The sequence below is a fragment of the Peloplasma aerotolerans genome, assembly GCF_030012175.1.
Lineage (GTDB): Bacteria > Bacillota_I > Bacilli_A > Acholeplasmatales > Acholeplasmataceae > Peloplasma > Peloplasma aerotolerans.
Genome location: NZ_JASCXW010000030.1, coordinates 1 through 20,291, shown reverse-complemented (window position 1 = coordinate 20,291; position 20,291 = coordinate 1). Strand labels below are relative to the sequence as shown.

The 20,291-nt window shown below is 34.0% G+C and carries 25 protein-coding genes; 24 read left to right on the top strand and 1 reads right to left on the bottom strand.

Features of this window, described 5'->3' with window-relative positions; genetic code table 11:
* The first annotated feature begins 133 nt into the window (after positions 1-133).
* The 8 genes from QJ521_RS08005 to dnaB all read left to right on the top strand — a co-directional run bounded on the left by QJ521_RS08005 (position 134) and on the right by dnaB (position 7,449).
* Positions 134-901: a TatD family hydrolase gene (locus QJ521_RS08005; protein WP_282839940.1), complete on the top strand. Its 768-nt coding sequence runs from the start codon at positions 134-136 to the stop codon at positions 899-901.
* Positions 898-1,974, top strand: coding sequence for a S1C family serine protease (locus QJ521_RS08000; protein WP_282839939.1), 1,077 nt, complete (start codon positions 898-900; stop codon positions 1,972-1,974). The genes QJ521_RS08005 and QJ521_RS08000 overlap by 4 nt, the downstream gene beginning before the upstream one ends.
* Entirely contained in the window at positions 1,971-2,432 is a 462-nt protein-coding gene (locus QJ521_RS07995) for a CinA family protein (RefSeq protein ID WP_282839938.1), read from the top strand. The genes QJ521_RS08000 and QJ521_RS07995 overlap by 4 nt, the downstream gene beginning before the upstream one ends.
* Positions 2,433-2,541: 109 nt before the next feature.
* The gene (rpsF, locus tag QJ521_RS07990; protein WP_282839937.1) at positions 2,542-2,829 is read left to right on the top strand and encodes a 30S ribosomal protein S6; all 288 of its coding nucleotides are present in this window, start codon (positions 2,542-2,544) and stop codon (positions 2,827-2,829) included.
* 1 nt (position 2,830) lies between these two features.
* Positions 2,831-3,256 carry a single-stranded DNA-binding protein gene (gene ssb, locus QJ521_RS07985; protein ID WP_282839936.1) on the top strand — a complete coding sequence of 142 codons (426 nt, stop codon included), beginning with the start codon at positions 2,831-2,833 and terminating at the stop codon, positions 3,254-3,256.
* A gap of 15 nt (positions 3,257-3,271) precedes the next feature.
* Positions 3,272-3,511, top strand: a complete 240-nt coding sequence (rpsR, locus tag QJ521_RS07980) for a 30S ribosomal protein S18 (RefSeq protein ID WP_282839935.1) — start codon at positions 3,272-3,274, stop codon at positions 3,509-3,511.
* 236 nt (positions 3,512-3,747) lie between these two features.
* Positions 3,748-6,087, top strand: coding sequence for a 50S ribosomal protein L9 (rplI, locus tag QJ521_RS07975; protein WP_282839934.1), 2,340 nt, complete (start codon positions 3,748-3,750; stop codon positions 6,085-6,087).
* A 9-nt stretch (positions 6,088-6,096) separates the two neighbouring features.
* Entirely contained in the window at positions 6,097-7,449 is a 1,353-nt protein-coding gene (dnaB, locus tag QJ521_RS07970) for a replicative DNA helicase (protein WP_282839933.1), read from the top strand.
* Positions 7,450-7,491: 42 nt separating this feature from the next.
* Here the strand turns inward: dnaB and QJ521_RS07965 are convergent, their stop codons facing one another.
* Positions 7,492-7,926, bottom strand: a complete 435-nt coding sequence (locus tag QJ521_RS07965) for a Dps family protein (RefSeq protein ID WP_282839932.1) — start codon at positions 7,924-7,926, stop codon at positions 7,492-7,494.
* 213 nt (positions 7,927-8,139) lie between these two features.
* Here QJ521_RS07965 and prfA point away from each other — a divergent pair, with 213 nt between their 5' ends.
* The 16 genes from prfA to QJ521_RS07885 all read left to right on the top strand — a co-directional run bounded on the left by prfA (position 8,140) and on the right by QJ521_RS07885 (position 20,196).
* A complete protein-coding gene (gene prfA / locus QJ521_RS07960; protein WP_282839931.1) occupies positions 8,140-9,204 on the top strand; it encodes a peptide chain release factor 1 in 1,065 nt (354 codons plus the stop codon).
* Entirely contained in the window at positions 9,201-10,055 is an 855-nt protein-coding gene (gene prmC / locus QJ521_RS07955) for a peptide chain release factor N(5)-glutamine methyltransferase (protein ID WP_282839930.1), read from the top strand. Before prfA ends, prmC begins: the two co-directional genes overlap by 4 nt.
* A gap of 102 nt (positions 10,056-10,157) precedes the next feature.
* The gene (typA, locus tag QJ521_RS07950) at positions 10,158-11,975 is read left to right on the top strand and encodes a translational GTPase TypA (RefSeq protein ID WP_282839929.1); all 1,818 of its coding nucleotides are present in this window, start codon (positions 10,158-10,160) and stop codon (positions 11,973-11,975) included.
* A 103-nt stretch (positions 11,976-12,078) separates the two neighbouring features.
* Positions 12,079-12,519, top strand: coding sequence for a ribose 5-phosphate isomerase B (gene rpiB / locus QJ521_RS07945; RefSeq protein WP_282839928.1), 441 nt, complete (start codon positions 12,079-12,081; stop codon positions 12,517-12,519).
* A gap of 1 nt (position 12,520) precedes the next feature.
* On the top strand, positions 12,521-13,147 hold the full coding sequence (gene upp, locus QJ521_RS07940; RefSeq protein WP_282839927.1) for a uracil phosphoribosyltransferase: 627 nt from the start codon (positions 12,521-12,523) through the stop codon (positions 13,145-13,147).
* Positions 13,134-13,391: an AtpZ/AtpI family protein gene (locus QJ521_RS07935; RefSeq protein WP_282839926.1), complete on the top strand. Its 258-nt coding sequence runs from the start codon at positions 13,134-13,136 to the stop codon at positions 13,389-13,391. Before upp ends, QJ521_RS07935 begins: the two co-directional genes overlap by 14 nt.
* A complete protein-coding gene (locus QJ521_RS07930; RefSeq protein ID WP_282839925.1) occupies positions 13,369-13,782 on the top strand; it encodes a hypothetical protein in 414 nt (137 codons plus the stop codon). The genes QJ521_RS07935 and QJ521_RS07930 overlap by 23 nt, the downstream gene beginning before the upstream one ends.
* Entirely contained in the window at positions 13,760-14,449 is a 690-nt protein-coding gene (locus QJ521_RS07925) for a F0F1 ATP synthase subunit A (protein WP_282839924.1), read from the top strand. Before QJ521_RS07930 ends, QJ521_RS07925 begins: the two co-directional genes overlap by 23 nt.
* A 27-nt stretch (positions 14,450-14,476) precedes the next feature.
* Positions 14,477-14,758: an ATP synthase F0 subunit C gene (gene atpE / locus QJ521_RS07920; RefSeq protein WP_282839923.1), complete on the top strand. Its 282-nt coding sequence runs from the start codon at positions 14,477-14,479 to the stop codon at positions 14,756-14,758.
* 21 nt (positions 14,759-14,779) lie between these two features.
* Positions 14,780-15,319, top strand: coding sequence for a F0F1 ATP synthase subunit B (gene atpF / locus QJ521_RS07915; RefSeq protein WP_282839922.1), 540 nt, complete (start codon positions 14,780-14,782; stop codon positions 15,317-15,319).
* Positions 15,319-15,831 (top strand): ATP synthase F1 subunit delta, encoded by a 513-nt coding sequence (atpH, locus tag QJ521_RS07910; RefSeq protein WP_282839921.1) that lies wholly within the window; start codon positions 15,319-15,321, stop codon positions 15,829-15,831. Before atpF ends, atpH begins: the two co-directional genes overlap by 1 nt.
* 13 nt (positions 15,832-15,844) lie before the next feature.
* The gene (gene atpA / locus QJ521_RS07905) at positions 15,845-17,350 is read left to right on the top strand and encodes a F0F1 ATP synthase subunit alpha (RefSeq protein ID WP_282839920.1); all 1,506 of its coding nucleotides are present in this window, start codon (positions 15,845-15,847) and stop codon (positions 17,348-17,350) included.
* Positions 17,350-18,192 carry an ATP synthase F1 subunit gamma gene (gene atpG, locus QJ521_RS07900; RefSeq protein WP_282839919.1) on the top strand — a complete coding sequence of 281 codons (843 nt, stop codon included), beginning with the start codon at positions 17,350-17,352 and terminating at the stop codon, positions 18,190-18,192. The genes atpA and atpG overlap by 1 nt, the downstream gene beginning before the upstream one ends.
* A 14-nt stretch (positions 18,193-18,206) precedes the next feature.
* Positions 18,207-19,589, top strand: a complete 1,383-nt coding sequence (atpD, locus tag QJ521_RS07895; RefSeq protein ID WP_282839918.1) for a F0F1 ATP synthase subunit beta — start codon at positions 18,207-18,209, stop codon at positions 19,587-19,589.
* Positions 19,586-19,975 carry an ATP synthase F1 subunit epsilon gene (atpC, locus tag QJ521_RS07890; RefSeq protein WP_282839917.1) on the top strand — a complete coding sequence of 130 codons (390 nt, stop codon included), beginning with the start codon at positions 19,586-19,588 and terminating at the stop codon, positions 19,973-19,975. The genes atpD and atpC overlap by 4 nt, the downstream gene beginning before the upstream one ends.
* An 11-nt stretch (positions 19,976-19,986) precedes the next feature.
* Complete coding sequence (locus QJ521_RS07885) at positions 19,987-20,196, top strand: hypothetical protein (protein WP_282839916.1); 210 nt, start codon at positions 19,987-19,989, stop codon at positions 20,194-20,196.
* The last annotated feature ends 95 nt before the right edge of the window (positions 20,197-20,291 follow it).

Here is a 20,291-nt window from a genome sequence, read left to right as displayed (position 1 = left end):
CTTTAGTTTAAGCATAAGATTTAAAATATATGGATTATTCATCATAAATGATGTTATTTTTTGTTAATGAGACTATTGTCATTATTTTTTCTTTATAGTGTGATAAAATATGATTAATTACAGGTGATAAAATATGATTGTAGATACACACGCACATTTGAATACGGAAGAGTATGTTCACGACATTGACGAAGTTCTAGAAGAAGCACAGATTCATGGAGTTAGCAAAGTCATCGTTATTGGTATGGATGAAGCATCTAACCAAAGAGCTATCGAGCTTGCTAAAACTCATAAGATGCTTTTTGCTACCGTTGGGGTCCATCCGGCATACGTTGATACAACTACCACAAATCATCTTGAAGCACTTCTAGAAGAAGAAAAGGTTGTAGCCATCGGTGAGTGTGGATTGGATTTACACTGGAAACAGGATAACATAAAAAAACAAAAAGAGATTTTTATTCAACAAATAGAACTTGCTGTTAAAACAAAACTTCCACTCATTATTCACACTAGAGATTCATTCGAAGAAACATACCAATGTCTTTTGCCTTATAAAGGTCAAGTAACAGGAGTGTTTCATTGCTTTAGTTCAAATCTTGAGGATGCAAAAAGAGCGATTGATTTAGGGTTTTATATAGGTATAGATGGCCCAATCACTTTTAAAAAAGCTTATGATTTGGTTGATGTTGTAAAAAACACTGATTTAAGTTATATTCTCGTAGAAACGGACTCACCATATTTATCTCCGATGCCATATCGAGGTAAAAGAAATGAACCAGCTTATACTAAACATGTCGTTAAAAAGATTGCTGAGTTAAAGAAGATGACTTATCGTGAAGTCAGTAATCAAACAACCAGTAATGCACATAAATTATTTAATCTAGGAGGATTAGAAACATGAAGAAAAGAGTATTAGGATTATTGCTCATTATTTTCACAGCCTTGTTATTAACGGGGTGTACATTATCATTAAGAGCAGTAGAACCTTATCAGTCACCAACACCTTATGAACAATTAAGAATTGATATGATTGCAACGGTTGAACCATCTGTTGTCGTTGTTAAAACTGAGACGGGTCATGGTTCTGGTATTATATTTAAAAGTGAGCCTGTACAAGGTACAAGTTTAACGCGTTACTATATTATGACCAATTTTCACGTTGTTGAAGATGGTGGTGAAATGACAATACATTTTGGCAAAGATAAAGTTGACATTCCTGTTAAAGATTATGCGGGATACAAACTCTATGATATTGCAGTTGTTCGCATTGAAACAGATCGTCAATTAAGAGTACATCCGGTAGCTCCAATCAATAACAATACAATCACCGAGATTATTAAAGGGCAAGATGTTTATGCAATAGGAACGCCGCAAGAAATTGATAAGTTTAATTATGTAACACAAGGCATTGTAAGTTTGACGACTTATGCTTATAATGGTGTTGCAGGATTAGCGATTATGCATGATGCTGAACTTAACCCAGGTAATAGTGGTGGACCATTGTTCAACTTGAATGGTGACTTAATTGGAATCAATGTTGCGAAGGTCGCAAGTGTCTCATCGAAAGATGGCACAATAGCTGCTGAAGGACTAAACTATTCATTGAGTATTAATAAGATTGCGCCAACAATTCGCAGTTTTAACGAAAGCAGTTACACTGCTGTTGTCCGTAGACCAAGGTTGGGCATCACAGTTCAAGAAGTTAGTGTATTCTTAGAGCAAAATGAAGCATCATTATTACCTCCAAATCCAGTAGGTGTAGTTGTTATTGGATTTGACTTAACAAGAAATGCTCATGAAGTTTTAGAAGAATTCGATCTAATTATTGAAATGAATGGAACTGCCATAACTTCTATTGCGGATATCGCAGCACAACTTGAAGGTGCAGAATTTGGCGATCCACATGTCTTAAAAGTCATGAGAAAAGTTAATGGTTCATTTGTTGAAGTCACGGTAACAATTGAGTTGTCATGAGTTCTAAAAAATTATTTAAGAAACTTGTTGAAAAAGGCTTAACTATAGCATTTGCTGAAAGCATGACGGGCGGAAGAGTAACCTATGAGTTAATAAAAAATCCCGGTTCATCCAAAGTCATTCAAGGTAGTGTTATTGCTTATAGTAACGAACAAAAACATAAGTTATTAAATGTTAGTTTAGATATAATAATACAGCACACAAGTGTCAGCAGAGAAGTTGCAACCGAAATGGCTATTAATATTAAAAATATGATGAATGCATCGATAGGTGTAGGGATTACTGGAAACGCGGGACCATCGCTACAACATGACACACATAAAAAAGAAGTATTCGTTGCAATAGCAACAAACACAGTTGTTGAAACATATCATATTGATTTACACAGTTATACAAGACTTAAATCCATACAAAAGACCAATCATTTTATCTATGAAAAGCTTAATCAACTCTTGTAAATAAAACAAGTTAAAAAGCGTTGTATAATCATATTATATATGATATAATGATTTGGCATAAGATAATCCTTGTCTTATAAAGACCATAGACCAAAAGGAGGTGGAACAGATGAAAAAATACGAAGTAATGTATATCATCCGTCCAACTGTTGAAAGCGAGAACATTAAACAAATTGTAAATAATTTTAACGATATATTCGTTAATTACAATAGCCAAGTTCTTGAGCTCAAAGAGTTGGGGCTAAAAGATTTAGCATACGAGATTGAGCATCACAAAAAAGGCTATTATGTTTGGTTACTAGTTCAAGCAACTCCAGAAGCAATTGCTGAATTTAACCGTGTTGTTAGAATTACTGAGCAAGTAATTCGATTTATTGTTGTAAAGGAAGGCGAATAGTATGATCAATAGAGTCATTCTGGTCGGTAGAATTACCAAGGACCCAGAGATGAAATCTACACAATCAAATATTGCTGTCGTAAGCTTTACACTTGCAGTCAACCGTCAATTTACTGATCAATCAGGAGAAAGACAAGCTGACTTCATACAATGCGTCGTTTGGCGCAAACAAGCAGAAAATTTAGCACGCTATGTAAAAAAAGGTGCACTTTTAGGTGTCGAAGGACGTATTCAGACGAGAACGTATGAAGCTGATAACGGCACACGTTATGTTACTGAGGTTGTATGTGATACCGTCCAATTTTTAGAAAGCAAGGGCGATACTGAAGATGAACCAATCAGTAATGTAGAAGACAACACTGCAGATAACGACGAGTTTTATGAAACAAGTAAACAACTCGCTGCAGAAGAAGATTTACCATTTTAAGGAGGAGAAAACAGTATGCAATATAATAGACGTGGTGGCGGTTTTAAAAAGCGCCGTAAAGTTTGTTACTTTACACAAAATAAAGTGGAACACATTGATTTTAAAGATGTTGAGCTATTAAAGCGTTTCATTACCGATCGTGGGAAGATTTTACCAAGACGTGTAACAGGAACATCAGCTAAATGGCAACGTCCACTTGCAGTCGCTATCAAAAGAGCACGCCATATGGCATTGTTACCATTTGTTAAAGACTAAAAAAACCATAACAATCAAAGCCCACATCAAATGATGTGGGTTTTTAATTCATATCTACAGTAAATTTATATACTTTAAAGATTACTATCTTTATATTGGTATAGTATCGTGATATAATATCTCTAAAGTGGGTGATGCTGTTGAAGCGTTGGATATTAATCTCAATAGCGCTTGTTGTTTTTATAATCAGCGTGTATTTATATGTACCCTATTTTAATTTTCAATCAGGCGGGCAGTTGGTCGCATTTTTCCTATTACTAGGTAGCGTTATTTTTGTTTTCTTTGCTTTATATATCAATTTAAATTTTCAGTCAAGACAAAAAGTTAAAACACTTCAAAATCGACTTTCTATGTGGACAAAATTATCGTATCACGTCAATCAAGTTGGTGATGAAGTTTTTAATGAACTTCCGATTGGGATTATAGCACTTGATGAAGAGTTTGAAATCAAATGGGCAAATCCTCATGCGAAAACTATTTTTGATGCAAAAATTATGGGAAAACCATTGAAAGATGTGCATCCACAACTTCATTTGGCTGCGATGAACAATAAAATTCAATTTTCTATTCAAGTTAAAAACGATAGTTATGATGTAACCTATCGTTCAGAATTTAAGTTTTTCTATATTTTCAATACAACTGAAAGAGAAGTTGTCAAACAAAAATATCAAGATCAAATACCAGCATTGGGTATTATCTTTTTAGATAATTTGGATGAAGCATTAGGTTCAATGGATGTATCAGAACAATCAGCTTTAAAAGGCGAGTATTTTACAGCTTTAGCAGATTGGGCTAATAAATATGATGGCTTTCTTAAACCTTATGGTGATGAAAGATTAATCGTTGTGGTTTCTAGAAAACAATTGAATTTAATGATTCAAGATAAGTTTGATATCTTAGATAAAATAAGAGCCATATCAACAAGAACGCAAGTTAGAGTAAGCATTTCAATGGGGATAGCTTCATGGGATGTTAATTATGAAGAACTTGGAATATATGCTCAAAATGCGGTTGAACTTGCTGAAAAACGTGGTGGAGATCAAGTTGTTGTTAATATACAAGATCAAAAAATTGTATATTTTGGAGCGAAGAATGATGCTTCAGCAAAAAGCTCTCGTGTCGGTGTTAGAATCAATGCACAAACTATAAAAGATTTTATCGATAAATCTGATAATGTTCTTATTATGGGACATAATCAAGCAGATTTAGATGCATTTGGATCGATGATTGCAGTTTACCATATGGCAAAAGCAAGCAAGAAAACAGCATTCATGATTATTGATGAATCTAAGTTAGACAATACAGTTAGTAAAGTTTTAGATATTGTGAATGAAGAAATACCAATATTTAAAGATTATTATACAACTCCTGCACAAGCAGAAAAAATGATTACTGAAAACACGTTACTTTTTGTTGTAGATTCTCAATCACCTAAGATTGTAATGAATCCTGAAATATTAGAAAAAATTAAACGACTTGTTGTTATTGACCATCATCGTGTTGGTGAGGATAGTTTTAATGCCACATTCACATTTATTGAGCCATATGCATCATCAACTATTGAATTGATGATGGAATTATTGAGTTTTTACAATATGGGAGAAGAGGTAAAAATATCTCCTCTTGAAGCAACCGTTATGTATGGTGGCTTAATTGTAGACACAAATAATTTTTCATATCGCACGGGTTCAAGAACTTTTGAAGTTGCATCAAAACTAAAAGATTTAGGTGCGGACATAACTGTTGTCAAGTTATGGCTACGTCGTGATTTAATGAGAACACTAGAAATTAATAAATTGCTAGGACAAGTTGAAATATATTTGGAAAAATTTGCATTTGTCGTAACGAAAGAGATTTACGAAGATCGCATTTTACTTGCACAAGTTGCAGAAGCAGCATTACAGATCAATGGCATCGATGCAGCATTTATGATTGCTCGTATGGATAAAGATACTGTTGGTGTATCAGGAAGATCGTACCAACAGGTTAATGTGCAAATTCTTATGGAAGCATTTGGTGGTGGTGGACACTTAAATAGTGCTGCGGCTCAAATTGAAAACAAGTCAGTACAAGAAGTATATGACCAATTGAAAAATTATATCGAATTAGAATATGGTGGAGGAGGAGAACGCGTGAAAGTCATATTATTAGAAGATGTTAAAGGAAAAGGTAAAAAAGATGAAGTGATTGATGTTGCTTCAGGTTATGGGCAATTCCTTGTCACACAGAAAAAAGCATTGCTAGCAACCGATGAAAATCTATCAGCGCTTAATAAAGCGAAAGAAGAAGCACTACAGGAGACACAAAGATATATTGATTTTATGAAAAAATTGAAATCAGAAATTGATAACAAAAAGATAACTTTAGGTATTCAAATTGGACAGGATGGAAAGTTATTCGGGGCTGTAACAACAAAACAAATTGTTGAAGCATTTGAAAAAGAAAATGGTATACTTATTGATAAGAAGAAGGTTGAATTATCAAGTGATATCAACTCTGTTGGTATCTACACTGCAACTGTTAATTTGCATAAAGATATCAAGGCACAATTTGAAGTACATATTGTCGAAAAGTAGGTATATATCATGGCGAAAAGTTTACCGCATCACCACGAAGCTGAACAATCTGTATTAGGAACTGTATTTTTAGATCCTAAGGAAATTGTCTCGGTTATCGATCAATTGAATAATGAAGATTTCTTCGATCAAAGCCACGCATTAATCTATCAAGCAATGAAAGATTTGCATATTGATAATCAGAAAATAGATTATACTTCTGTAGCATCAAGATTAGAACAATCTCAAAATCTAGCAAAAGCTGGTGGGATGAAGTATCTATTGGCTTTATCTGAGGCAGTACCTTCAACAGCACATTTAGAAACATACATTGATTTAGTTAAGGATGGTTCTGTAAAAAGACAGGTTATTCATTTGGCAGGTCAAATCCTTGAAAGTGGTTATCAAGGAGAGATGGATGCTGGTGACTATTTGACAATGGCTGAAGAAAGTATTTTTGCGCTTGCACAAAAAAGAAAAACATCAGCATTTGCACAATTGGCTGATGTTATTAGAGAAGTTAAAGAAAAGACTGAAAAGAATAGAGATAAAAAAGGTGGAATCACTGGTCTTAGAACAGGGTTTTCTAATCTTGATTCATTGACTTCAGGTCTTCAACCTGAGGAACTGATTATTTTAGCAGCACGTCCTTCAATGGGTAAATCTGCAATGGCAATGAACTTAGCGATTAATGTGGCTAAAAGAAATAAAGACGGACAAGCTGGAGTCGCGATTTTCTCATTAGAAATGAGTAATGAACAACTTGCAGCACGTATGTTAAGTTCTGAATCAAATATTGAAAATACAAAGATTAAAACAGGACATTTAACGTCTAGAGAATGGCAATTCTTAGAAGGTGGAATGCAATCACTTTCTAAACTTAATATATCTTTTGATGATTCATCAGCGGTAACGGTTGCTGAAATTCGTGCTAAGTGTCGTAAGCTAAGTCAAGAAGGAAAACTTGATTTCGTTGTTATTGACTACCTACAATTGATTAAAGGTGATGACCGTTCAGGTAATAGACAAGAAGAGGTTGCTAAAATTTCAAGAAGTTTGAAACAAATGGCTAGAGAGTTAAAAATACCAATTCTTGCTTTATCACAATTGTCACGTGAAGTTGAGAAAAGAGAAGACAAACGACCTGTACTTGCAGACCTTAGAGAATCAGGGTCTATAGAACAAGATGCAGATATCGTAATGTTCTTATATAGAAATGATTATTATGTTCATAACCCAGAAAATAAAACTGGTGAAGTTGAACTCTCAATAGCAAAAAACCGCCAAGGTATGGCAGGAATTCGCTTAGGATTTAGATTTGATACTGAGTTTAGTAGATTTACTGCTCAAACAGATCGCGAAGAAGAAGCTTACAAAGATTAAAAAAATGAGAGGCGCTCACCGAGCGCCTCTATTTATTTTGTCTTATTTAAGTGTATAGGTAAGCATCCAAATGTGTTTTTCAAAACTTGATAAGGTACCGATAATCATATCAGCAGTTACTTCGTCATTTTCACCTTGTGAAACAACAAGTAATTCCTTAAGTTCTTTAACTAATTGTTTAAAGTCATCAATAATGTGTTGAACCATATCTTCTGGTTTTTCTAATCCTGATGCTTCACTCAATGTTGTTGTTGCTAAATAACTCTTTAAGTTAGATGCTGGTTTTCCACCAATCATCAATAATCTTTCTGCATAAGCATCATACAATTCATTTACTTCATCGTACAATTCCTCGAATTTTTCATGCAATTGGAAGAATGTAGGTCCTGTCACGAACCAATGGAAATGATGTAATTTTGTAAAAAATACACTAAAATTTGCTACTTGCTTGTTTAAGCCTTGATATAATTTTTCCATAATTTATTACCTTTCCTTTCTTATTTCTACATAAATATTATATCATAAACGAGTAAATATAAACAACTATACGACTTATAGCATATCGTAGTCATTTCAAAGATTTAATGTGTGAATCATCACACAAATCTTTCTCAGTTCTTTCGTGAATTAGCACTTATTATATAGAAATATTTACGAAAATATGGTAATATTATCTAGCGGGTGATATATATGTTTGAAAGACTAGAAATTTTAGAAAAACAGTACCAAGAAATGCAAGATAAATTAGCTTCTGGCAAACTTGAAGTTAAAGAAATGACAAATCTATTAAAGGAATCAAGTGCCATTTCAGAAACGGTTGAGACATATCGTTTTTTTAAGAATAAGTCACAAGAATTAAAAGACTTAGAAGAGATGATTGAAGATGAGAGTGATCATGATTTAATTGATATGGCAAATACTGAAATAGATAAATTAAAAAATACATTAGAAAAGACTGAAGAAAAATTAAAGATTTTACTTTTACCAACGGATCCTAATGATGAAAAGAACGTTATTATGGAAATCAAAGGTGCAGCTGGTGGAGATGAAGGCAATATATTTGCTGGTGATCTTTTTAGAATGTATTCTAAATACGCAGAATCTAAAGGGTGGAAAATCGAGATTCTTAGTTCTATGGAAGGTTCAATGGGTGGATATACATCGATTGAGTTTATGATTACCGGGAAACGTATTTATTCATTTTTAAAATATGAATCTGGAACTCATAGAGTGCAACGGGTACCTGAGACGGAATCAATGGGACGTGTACACACTTCAACTGCAACAGTTCTGGTGATGCCGGAAGCTGAAGAAATTGAACTAGACATCAAATGGGAAGATATTCGTTTTGACACATATAACTCTAGTGGACCAGGTGGTCAGTCTGTAAATACAACAAAATCTGCTGTAAGACTTACACATATCCCTTCAGGGCTTGTTGTTGCTTGTCAAGAAGGCAAGAGTCAACATGAAAATAAAGATAAAGCATTTCGTTTATTAAAAACAAGGTTATTCGATTCCATTCTTCAAGAACAAATGGATAAAGAAGGTGCCGAACGTAAAGCATTAATCGGACGCGGAGACCGCAGTGAAAAAATTAGAACATATAATTATCCACAAAATAGAGTATCCGATCATCGTATTGGCTTAACGTTACAAAGATTAGACGCAGTTATGGAAGGTAGATTAGACTTAATCATTGAGCCATTATTAAATGAATTTCAAAAACGCATGTTAACGGGTGAAGAACTGTGACATACGAAACACTTCTAAAAATTGCATATAAAAAAACAAACACACAAAACAAAGAAGAGGAAGCTGCAAAGCTTCTTTTGATGGAACTTTCGAAACAAGAACCACATCAGTTTTTCTCCAATTTTAAAAAGGAAGTTCCTCAAAAATTAGAAACTGAATTTTTGGATAAATTAGATCAATACTTACTTTTAAATATACCAGTACAGCATTTAATAGGCTATTCATACTTTTATGGATACAAGATTAATGTAAATAATCATGTATTAATTCCCAGAGGTGAAACGGAACAACTCGTTGAGCATGTTTTGTTTTATTATGATAAATATTTCGTTGATCAAAAAGTAGATGTCCTTGATTTAGGAACGGGGAGCGGATGTATAGGTCTCGCATTATCACTTGAAGAAGAAAACATGAATGTCATCATTAGTGATATTAGTGAAGATGCTTTGAAGGTTGCTAAAGATAATCAGCAAAATTTAGGCGCTAAAGTGCAGATTGTTCAAAGTGATTTATTCAATAACATCAAAAACACATTTGATATCATCGTCTCAAACCCACCATACATTCCTGATACAGAAACTGTTCAAGACATTGTTTCAAAAGAACCTAAAGTTGCGTTATATGGCGGGTTATTAGGTGTTGATTTTTATGAAAAAATTATGATGAGTTCAAAAAGTTATTTAAACGAAAATGCACTGATTGCGTTTGAACATGGATTTCAACAAAAACAAAGAATATTTGAGATTGCTCAAGAGCATTTTCCAAATGCGCATATTATCCAAGTTAAAGATTTAGCAGGTAAAGATAGATTTACCTTTATAGGTATAGGAAATGTACTTCATTTAGAATAGAAATCAAACGCTATCCGATTTTTATTGAAGATTAGCGTTTTTTTATTTCGTATTTTGATGGAAATGGTATATAATAGTAAAGGTTATGAAAAGAGGAAATATATGGAAATACGAAACATAGCAATCATTGCTCACGTCGATCATGGTAAGACGACATTAGTCAATCAATTGCTAAAACATAGTGAAAGATACGATGCTCATTCACAACTTGATGATCGTGTCATGGATTCTAATGATATTGAAAGAGAACGCGGAATAACAATTCTAGCTAAAAATACTGCAATCATTTATAAAAAATATCGAATCAATATACTTGATACGCCAGGTCATGCTGATTTTGGTGGAGAAGTAGAGCGTATTATGCATATGGTTGATGGCGTTTTACTACTAGTTGATGCATATGAAGGCGTTATGCCACAAACAAGATTTGTTCTAAAAAAAGCATTAGAAGCTAAACTATTACCAATCGTTGTTGTTAATAAAATAGACCGTAAATTTGCAGATATTCAAAGAACAGTTAACGAAATATATGACTTATTTATTGACCTAGGAGCTGACGAACATCAGCTCGATTTTCCTGTGCTTTATGCTTCAGGAATTCAAGGATTAGCTAATTATAAACCACATCTTGATATGGATATTAAAATGGAACCTATTTTAGACACGATTATTGATTTTATTCCGCGTCCTAATCAAGACGAAACAGGGCACCTGCAGTTTCAACCAGCATTAATTGATTATAATGATTATGTTGGTCGTATGGGTATCGGTAAAATTTATAAAGGAAAAATGACTGTTAATGACACGGTATCATGTGTACGTATGGATGGTTCAATTATTCAATTTAGAATACAAAAAATATTTCAAAGTATGGGCATGGAAAAGATTGAAGTTGAATCAGCTGATGCCGGTGATATCGTATCGATTGCTGGACTTCCTGATATTCATGTAGGCGAAACGATTACTGAAGTTGGATATGAGGATGCATTACCTCATTTGCATATTGATGAACCAACTGTCCAAATCACTTTTTTAACAAACAATAGTCCTTTTGCAGGAAAAGAAGGAAAATTTGTTACCGCATCAAAAATAGACGAAAGACTTTTTAAAGAAACCCAAAAAGATGTTAGTTTAAGAGTTGAAAGAATCCAGTCTAGCGAAGCTTGGACAGTATCTGGACGTGGCGAACTTCACTTAGGTATCTTAATTGAAAATATGAGAAGAGAAAACTTTGAATTTCAAGTTTCTCGTCCACGTGTTATTGTTAAGCAAATCGATGGTGTGAAACATGAACCATATGAAGATGTTCAAATTGATTGTCCATCAGAATTTATGGGAACCGTTATTGAAATGCTAGGAGAACGTAAAGGTGATTTGGTAACGATGAAACAAATTGGTGACTACAGTCGTATCCATTACACAATGCCATCTAGAGGACTTATCGGTTTTATGACACAATTTTTAACAGCAACAAAAGGATACGGTATTATTTCTCACATCTTTTTAGATTATCGTCCAGTAGTATATGATACAGTAGGCAATAGAAGAACTGGCTCATTAGTGTCTCTAAACTCTGGAATGACAACTGCTTATGCAATTGGGAGACTTGAGGATCGCGGTCAAATGTTTTTGGAACCAAGAGTTCATGTTTATGAAGGTATGATTATTGGTGAAGCCAATAAAGATACCGATATGGTTGTTAACGTTACACAAGAAAAACAATTAACCAACATGCGTTCAGCAGGTAAAGATTCAACCGTTGTCTTAAGAAAACCAAGACTTATGAATCTTGAAGCATGCCTTGCTTTTATTAATGATGATGAGTTAATTGAAATCACACCTAAAAATATTCGATTAAGAAAAGCATTGCTAAGAGCAAACGATCGTAAAAAAGCATTTTATAATGAAACAAATGAATAAAGACGCCATGCGCCTTTTTTCATGTCAAAACATACACATAATAGAAGATAAAAACATGTTTTTATGTTATAATATTTAATAGTTCAAATAGAGGAGGATTACAATGAAAATTGTTATCACAAGTGACCACGGAGGTTATTTGCTTAAAGAAGAAATTAAAAAATATTTAGCCTCTAAGAAAATCGATTATGTAGATCTTGGAACCCATTCTGGTGATGCTGTGGATTATCCTGATTTTGGAAAGAAAATCGGATTAGAAATTACAAAAAATAACTATGATTTCGGTATAGCTCTATGCGGGACTGGGATAGGTATAAGCATTTCAGCAAATAAAATTAAAGGTGTTCGCGCAGCTTTAGTTTATGATGAGAATACAGCGAGATTAGCAAAAGAGCATAATAACGCTAATATTATTGCAATGGGTGGAAGGACCACAACAAGAGAAAAAGCGATACAAATCATTGACTCCTTTATGGAAGCAACGTTTGAGAATAGACATCAAACGAGAATCAATAAAATCAAAGAAATAGAGGAGAACACATAACATGAATAAAGTCGTGATACTAAATCACCCACTCATTGACCACAAAATGGCAAAGATTAGGGATAAGAGAACAGGAACAAAAGAATTTAGAGAAAGTGTATCTGAAGTTGGCGGTTTAATTACTTATGAAATTACAAGAGACTTTAAAACAAAGCCCAAAACAATCGAAACACCAATTTGTGAAATGATAGTACACGAGTTGGAAAAACAAGTTGTTATTGTTCCAATTTTAAGAGCTGGTCTAGGTATGGTTGATGGTATTCACAATATTATACCAACTGCTAAAATCGGTCATATTGGTCTATATAGAGATGAAGAAACATTACAACCTCAAGTTTACTATTCAAAATTCCCTAAAGATATTAAAGATAGTGTTGTATTGGTCGTAGATCCAATGCTTGCCACTGCAGGTTCTGCATGCAAAGCCATTGATATATTAAAAGAACACGGAGCAACTGATATTCGTTATGTTGGTTTAGTTGGTTGTCCTGAAGGTATAGATAGACTCCAAAAAGAACATCCAAATGTAAGTATATATCTCGCAGCTTTAGACACTCATTTAGACGAAAATGGATATATCGTACCTGGTCTTGGAGATTGTGGGGATCGTTTATTTGGAACCAAATAATAAAAATAAGCAAAACCGTTATAAGAAAATATTTATGGGTTATATGCTAGTCATGCAATTCATTTTTACTATTTTCGGACTTGCGCTTCTTGGTTATTTTATTGGCAGAAGAATCAGTCCAGATTCTAACTTACCAACGACACTTACTGCAATCGGTGTTGGTATTGGTGTTATTGCTGGATTTATATTACTCGTTCGGATGATTCAAAGTGAGGATAGACATGAAAGAACTCCACGTCATTAGTTTAATTGCCCTTATATTTGCAACATTATATACTCTAGTATGTTTTATCTTTTTTAGAGAATATGTTTTTTATGCAATACTAGGTGCAGCAACTTCATTATTTTCTAACAGTCTAGCGATTGCTGCAACAAAAGGTAAATTTACGACTGAAAAACTTGTTGTCAACTTGATGCAAAGATATTTATTTTATATTGTTATTATCGTGTTTGTTTACTTTGACACGAAAGATCAAAGTATGACTTTTGCAACCAATAGTTATATATTTTTGGTCATTGGAATGTTCTCAACTAAAATTGGCATTTTCGTTTACAGTACACCTTTGATTAAAAAATCATATAATGAAAAAATAGATGAAAAGGAAGATGATCATGATGACCATGTTTCTAGATGATTTATTATCAACACTAAAAAATCCACCTACTTATTTATTAGTTTCCTTTGGCATTATGATTGCTATCGCTATCATTACAACCATCATCGGTTTTAAAGTCGAAAAAATGGATGTAAAAGCGAAACCAAACAAAGGAATGACAGCAGTATTAGAAGGTGTAGGAGGGTTTAATACCTTTGTTAAAAGCTATGTTGGCAAACAATATGGTTTTATTACACCAATTGTATTAACAATGTCCCTTTATGTCTTCATATCAAATATTTCAGGAATCATTGCGTTGGATACGCCAACCAAATATGCAACCATTACATTTTCAATGTCAATTACAGCATTCTTGGTCATCCAAATTGCAGGATTGAAATCTAAAGGGTTGAGACATTTTAAAGGCATTTTTGAACCATTATGGCCAATGTTTCCATTAAATCTTGTTTCTGAGTTTGTTCCGATTTTATCGATGGCACTTCGTTTATTTGGTAATATCGCAGGAGGTGCACTCATCTTAACATTGATTTATGGCATTACTGGATGGGCATCTGTATTCATTACACCTGCTTTCCATCTTATTTTCGATATTGGGTTTGGGTTGATTCAAACCATCGTAATTGTTTTGTTAACCATCATATTTGCTTCAATGAAAATTGACGAAGCAGATCTTGATTTAGTATAAAAAAAATAATACAAGGAGAATAAAAATATGTTCGAGTTATTAAGTTCAGTTTTACCTAACGTTTTAGAAGTAGTTCCAAACGAGTTTTTTAGAAGTGGTTTGGCGTATATCGGCGCTGGGATTGCTGTGTTAACAGGTCTAGGTACGGGTATTGGTCAAGGTATTGCTGCATCTAAAGCAGTAGAAGCTGTTGGACGTCAACCAGAAGCATCAGGTAAAATCACAGTTACCATGATTATTGGTCAAGCAGTTGCAGAAACAACTGGTATTTACGGATTTATTATTGCAATTTTATTACTAGGTAGATAATTTAAAAAAGGACTGATATACGTGGTTTATGCAAATGTATTTGATGATGTTATTCAAGCCATAGAGGATGGTTTATATTCGATTATAAACAATCCAAGTGTTGTGCTTTTAAACATTATTGCTTTTCTTGTCTTAGTCCTCATCATTAAAAAATTCTTTTGGGCAAAAATCACTTTATTTCTTGAAAAAAGACAAACAGTGATGATGGAAGCTCTCGAGCAAGCGGAAACTGAAAAGAAACGTGCTCATGAACTTCAAGTTCAGTCTCAAAAAGATTATGAGATGATGAAAGCTGAAACACAAGAGATTAGAGATAAATTAATGGCTGAAGCTCACAAAGAGCAAGAAAGTCTCATTCAAAACGCTAAAAAAGAAGCGAAGAGACGTCTAGAACAAGCCGAAAAAGACATTGAGTTTGAGATTAATAAAGCCAATGAAGATATTAAGCAATCCATTAAAGAGGTTGCTTTTGCTGCTGCACAAAAAATTGTGAAGCGTGAGATTGACGAAACCGTTCATCAAGATATTATTGATGAGATATTAGGAGAACAAGATAAATAATGAGTATATCAAATTATGCCAAAGCTCTCTTTTCGATTGCTAAGGAAAATAATAAAATAGATCTTCTTACTTATCATTTTGATGATTTTAAAAACACAATGGAAAAGAATCCTAATTGGGTTAAATTGATGGATTCACCAATGGTTTCTCATCAAGAAAAAATAAAAATGATTGATGAGTTGGAGTACGATGATTCTTTTTTAGCTTTTTTAAAGATGCTATCAGAGAAAAACCGTCTTCACTATTATCATGATATTTACCCCGAATGGATTCAGCTATCACGCATGCATCAAAAGATAGCACATCTTCATCTTTATGCTGCAAAACCGCTGTCTAAACAACAAGAAGAACAATTAAAAAAAGTTGTTCAACCAAGATTTCCAAATCAAACCATTTCATTTCACATCACAGTCGATGAAAGCCTGATTGGTGGACTAAAAGTAGTCTATCAAGGCCAGTCTTTAGATCGTTCGATTGCACGTGAACTTGAAGAATTATATACAACTATTTAAGGTGGTGTAGAAATTGTCAAAAATCAAAGTCCAAGAAATGACTGAAATTATTAAAAAGCAAATTCAGTCTTATGAGCAGGACGTAAAACTTGAAAATATAGGTAAGGTCTTAAGCGTCGGTGATGGAATCGCTATCGTTTATGGTCTTCAACAAGCTATGCTTGGAGAACTTTTGGAATTTCCGAAAGATGTCAAAGGGCTTGTTTTTAACCTTGAGGAGCATCATGTAGGTGTTATTCTTCTTGGGCGTAGTGAATTAATTAAAGAAGGCGATTTAGTCAAGACCACCAAACGTATTTTTGAAGTACCTGTTGGTGAAGAGCTATTAGGTAGAGTTGTTAACCCTCTTGGTGAACCTCTAGATGCAGGTGGATCAATTCATGCTAAAAAATTTCTTCCTGTTGAAAGAAGAGCACAAGGTGTTATGCAACGTGGTTCAATCAATGCATCAATGGAAACAGGTATTAAAGTTATTGATGCCCTCGTTCCTATTGGACGCGGACAAAGAGAACTTATTATTGGTGATAGACAAACTGGTAAAACGACTTTAGCGGTTGATACAATTATTAATCAAAAAGGTAAGAATACGATTTGTATTTATGTTGCAATTGGTCAAAAAGAATCTAGCGTCTCTGCGTTAGCCGAATTATTTAGCCAACACCAAGCACTTGATTATACAATTATTGTTAGTGCTGGAGCTTCAAAAGAAGGAACGATGTTATATCTTGCCCCTTTTGCAGGTGTTACGATGGGTGAATATTTTATGGAACAAGGCAAAGACGTATTAATCGTCTATGATGATTTATCAAAACATGCCGTTGCTTACCGTGAGTTATCATTACTTCTACGTAGACCACCGGGAAGAGAAGCATATCCAGGAGATGTATTTTATCTTCACTCAAGATTGCTTGAACGTTCAGCGCGTTTAAGTGACAAGTTAGGTGGAGGTTCAATAACTGCTCTTCCAATTATTGAAACAAAAGCTGGTGATATATCAGCATATATTTCAACAAACGTTATTTCGATTACAGATGGTCAAATATTCTTAGAAGCTGAACTATTCTATTCAGGCATTCGTCCTGCGATTAATGCAGGGTTATCTGTATCACGTGTCGGTGGTGCAGCACAATGGAAAGCAATGAAAAAAGTTGCAGGAACAATTCGTATTAATCTAGCGAATTACCGTGAACTAGAATCTTTCGCACAATTTGGTTCTGACTTAGACTCAAGTGCTAAAAAACGACTTGAACGAGGACGTAAGACCGTAGAAATACTTAAACAAGATGTTCATGAACTTATTGATATGCCAACACAAATTCTTACTGTTTATGCGCTATCAGAGGGACATATGGATGATTTAAATATTGATCAAGTTAAACGACTGGAGTCAGAAATTAATCAAGGTCTTCAAATGAATGATCTCGGCAAGAAGATTCACAGTCATTTAGTAGAAACCAAGAGTTTACCTGATAAAAAAGATTTGGATCACTTTATAACCGGTCTTAAGAGGTTAGTATAATGGGATTAAAGGATATTAAGCTTAGAATGACAGCTATTAATAAAACAGCTGCGATTACTCAAGCAATGCATAATATTGCCTTATCCAAAATTAAAAAATCATCTACACTTTTAGAGCATACAAAAGCGTTTGTATCCAAGGTGCACTCAATTTTGGTTTATGCAACTGAGAATACAACTGAGATTAGCCGTATAACAACAATGAATGATGCACGTACAAAATTATATGTTCTAGTAACGAGTGATCGTGGTCTTGCTGGAAGTTATCATAACCAATTGTTTAAGGCATTTCTTGAAGAAACGAAGGACATGTCCAAATCAGATTACAAAGTTTTCGTGTTAGGTAAAAAAGGGTTTTATTTTGCCAAAAAGAAAAATTTACCAATGGTTAATGAAGAAATTGTTTACAATCGAGACGATATCTCAACTATGTTTTATCGCCCTTATGCTTCATTAATTAAAGATGTCTTTATGTCAGGACACATTGATGAGGTTATCATTTGTCATAATCACTATCTCAATACAGCGACACAAGTTGTAAGAAAACAAACAATTCTTCCAGTATCGATAGAGAAAAAAGCAGTTTATAAAGAAGAATATATTTATGATGTTGATCCCGAAATCGTATTAGACCAAGCAGTTGATATTTATATTGAAAGTAGTATATTCAGTGCAGTAGCTGATGCGAAACTTAGTGAGCATGCTGCACGTATGGTTGCTATGAAGAACGCAACAGATAATGCGAACGAAATTGTCGAAAGATTACATACAATGTATCATCGAGCAAGACAACAAGAAATAACCAATGAGCTGATTGACGTTGTCAATGGCTCTAGCGTATAGGAAGGAGTAAAAAAATGGAAGGTAAAATAACACAAATCATTGGACCAGTCGTAGACGTCTATTTTGAGGACGAACTTCCTGCAATATATGATGCGTTAATCGTTAAAGTTGACGATAAAAAAACGGTGACACTTGAAGTTGCACTTCATTTAGGTGACCATGTTGTACGCACGATTGCGTTAGAACCTACAGAAGGACTAAAAAGAGATTTAGTAGTCGTTCAAACCAATGACTCTATTCAAGTGCCAGTAGGCAATGAAGTCCTAGGTCGTATCTTTAATGTGCTCGGTGAACCAATTGACGAAGGTAAATCATTAAAAAACGTTAAAAGAATGAGTATTCATCGTCCAGCACCACCATTTCATGATTTATCAAGTGAAGTTGAAATTTTTGAAACTGGAATTAAAGTTATTGATTTGCTTGCACCTTATATTAAAGGTGGTAAAATTGGGTTGTTCGGTGGAGCTGGAGTTGGTAAAACCGTATTAATTCAAGAGTTGATTAATAATATTGCACAAGAAAAAGAAGGTATCTCTGTCTTTGCCGGAGTCGGTGAAAGAACAAGAGAGGGATATGAATTATATCAAGAAATGACAGAATCAGGTGTTATCAATAAAACAGCACTAGTCTTTGGACAAATGAATGAGCCACCTGGAGCGAGAATGAGAGTAGCGTTAACAGGCTTAACGATGGCTGAACATTTTAGAGATGAAAGTAAACGTGATGTCTTATTATTTATTGATAATATTTTCCGGTTTATTCAAGCAGGTAGTGAGGTTTCTGCTTTACTAGGAAGAATGCCTTCAGCTGTTGGTTACCAACCAACTTTGGCTACTGAAATGGGTAGACTTCAAGAACGTATTACATCAACGAAACATGGATCTATTACATCCATTCAAGCTGTTTATGTTCCAGCGGATGATTATACTGACCCTGCGCCAGCAACAGTATTTAGCCATTTGGACGCAACAACAAATCTTAGTCGTAAACTAACAGAAATTGGTATTTATCCTGCTGTTGATCCACTTGAATCAACTTCAAGAGCACTTGCTCCACATATCGTAGGAAAAGAACATTATGAGACTGCAAGATCTGTTCAAAAGATGATTCAAAGATACCATGAACTATTAGATATCATCGCTATTTTAGGGATGGATGAATTAACAGATGAAGATAAACAAATAGTGCATAGAGCAAGACGTTTACAAAACTTCTTATCTCAAAACATGCATGTTGCTGAACAATTTACAGGTGTTCCTGGAGCATTCGTTCCGCTAAAAGAAACAGTTAGAGGATTCAAAGAAATTATTGATGGTAAGCATGATGATTTACCGGAAGAAGCATTCATGATGGTAGGTACTATTGATGAAGCGATTAAGAAGGCGAAGACATTATGATTTTTAAAGTGTTAACCCAACAGGGAAAAACCTATAGCGATGAGATTGAGTTTGTCATTATAAAAAATGAAGATGGTGAGATTGGTATTCTTGAAAATCACGTTCCTATCATCATTCAAATCAAAGAGGGACACTTGAGATTCACACATGGGAAAAACGAAAGTTATCTCGTTGTTGAACAAGGTATCATTGAGTTTAAGAATAATGAATTGACAATTTTGGCTTTGGAAGCTCAAATGGGTGCTACACTTGAAAAAGCTAGACACGCTTTTGACTTAATGAAAAAAGAGAAACTAGAATTGACAAAAAAAGAGAACATTGATTTTTCTAAACAAGAACGAGACTTAAAGGAAAATATTACGAAAAGTAAAGCAGGACAATTATAGGAGATGATTCTATGGATGAACTTATTTATTTTGTATCTTTAGTTGTGTTCTTTGCAATTAGTTTAAGAGTTCTTAGAGCACTGCACATCGAAAACAAGTTTGAAAAGATGAAGCTGTGGGAAATAAAAACAGCATACTTTTTAGTTGCGTTGATTGCAGGACATATTTTAGCCGAGCTAATGGTTAGAATATCACAACTATTTACAGGCTACTTGTCATAAAAAAAATAACATAGGAGACCCGATGTTTTTTTATCAAAAGCAACCGGTAAATAAGTCAAGTACCAAAATATAAAAAAAACATCAAAAAATGATGA

What these genes read in the sequence shown, in the direction of transcription:
- ssb (WP_282839936.1), top strand. Translation starts at nt 2,831, where the DNA reads ATGATCAATAGAGTCATTCTGGTCGGTAGAATTACCAAGGACCCAGAG.
- dnaB (WP_282839933.1), top strand. Translation starts at nt 6,097, where the DNA reads ATGGCGAAAAGTTTACCGCATCACCACGAAGCTGAACAATCTGTATTA.
- rpsR (WP_282839935.1), top strand. Translation starts at nt 3,272, where the DNA reads ATGCAATATAATAGACGTGGTGGCGGTTTTAAAAAGCGCCGTAAAGTT.
- typA (WP_282839929.1), top strand. Translation starts at nt 10,158, where the DNA reads ATGGAAATACGAAACATAGCAATCATTGCTCACGTCGATCATGGTAAG.
- atpE (WP_282839923.1), top strand. Translation starts at nt 14,477, where the DNA reads ATGTTCGAGTTATTAAGTTCAGTTTTACCTAACGTTTTAGAAGTAGTT.
- QJ521_RS08000 (WP_282839939.1), top strand. Translation starts at nt 898, where the DNA reads ATGAAGAAAAGAGTATTAGGATTATTGCTCATTATTTTCACAGCCTTG.
- QJ521_RS07930 (WP_282839925.1), top strand. Translation starts at nt 13,369, where the DNA reads ATGAAAGAACTCCACGTCATTAGTTTAATTGCCCTTATATTTGCAACA.
- QJ521_RS07885 (WP_282839916.1), top strand. Translation starts at nt 19,987, where the DNA reads ATGGATGAACTTATTTATTTTGTATCTTTAGTTGTGTTCTTTGCAATT.
- prfA (WP_282839931.1), top strand. Translation starts at nt 8,140, where the DNA reads ATGTTTGAAAGACTAGAAATTTTAGAAAAACAGTACCAAGAAATGCAA.
- QJ521_RS07965 (WP_282839932.1), bottom strand. Translation starts at nt 7,926, where the DNA reads ATGGAAAAATTATATCAAGGCTTAAACAAGCAAGTAGCAAATTTTAGT.
- QJ521_RS07925 (WP_282839924.1), top strand. Translation starts at nt 13,760, where the DNA reads ATGATGACCATGTTTCTAGATGATTTATTATCAACACTAAAAAATCCA.
- QJ521_RS07995 (WP_282839938.1), top strand. Translation starts at nt 1,971, where the DNA reads ATGAGTTCTAAAAAATTATTTAAGAAACTTGTTGAAAAAGGCTTAACT.
- QJ521_RS08005 (WP_282839940.1), top strand. Translation starts at nt 134, where the DNA reads ATGATTGTAGATACACACGCACATTTGAATACGGAAGAGTATGTTCAC.
- atpC (WP_282839917.1), top strand. Translation starts at nt 19,586, where the DNA reads ATGATTTTTAAAGTGTTAACCCAACAGGGAAAAACCTATAGCGATGAG.
- rpsF (WP_282839937.1), top strand. Translation starts at nt 2,542, where the DNA reads ATGAAAAAATACGAAGTAATGTATATCATCCGTCCAACTGTTGAAAGC.
- atpD (WP_282839918.1), top strand. Translation starts at nt 18,207, where the DNA reads ATGGAAGGTAAAATAACACAAATCATTGGACCAGTCGTAGACGTCTAT.
- rpiB (WP_282839928.1), top strand. Translation starts at nt 12,079, where the DNA reads ATGAAAATTGTTATCACAAGTGACCACGGAGGTTATTTGCTTAAAGAA.
- upp (WP_282839927.1), top strand. Translation starts at nt 12,521, where the DNA reads ATGAATAAAGTCGTGATACTAAATCACCCACTCATTGACCACAAAATG.
- atpG (WP_282839919.1), top strand. Translation starts at nt 17,350, where the DNA reads ATGGGATTAAAGGATATTAAGCTTAGAATGACAGCTATTAATAAAACA.
- atpH (WP_282839921.1), top strand. Translation starts at nt 15,319, where the DNA reads ATGAGTATATCAAATTATGCCAAAGCTCTCTTTTCGATTGCTAAGGAA.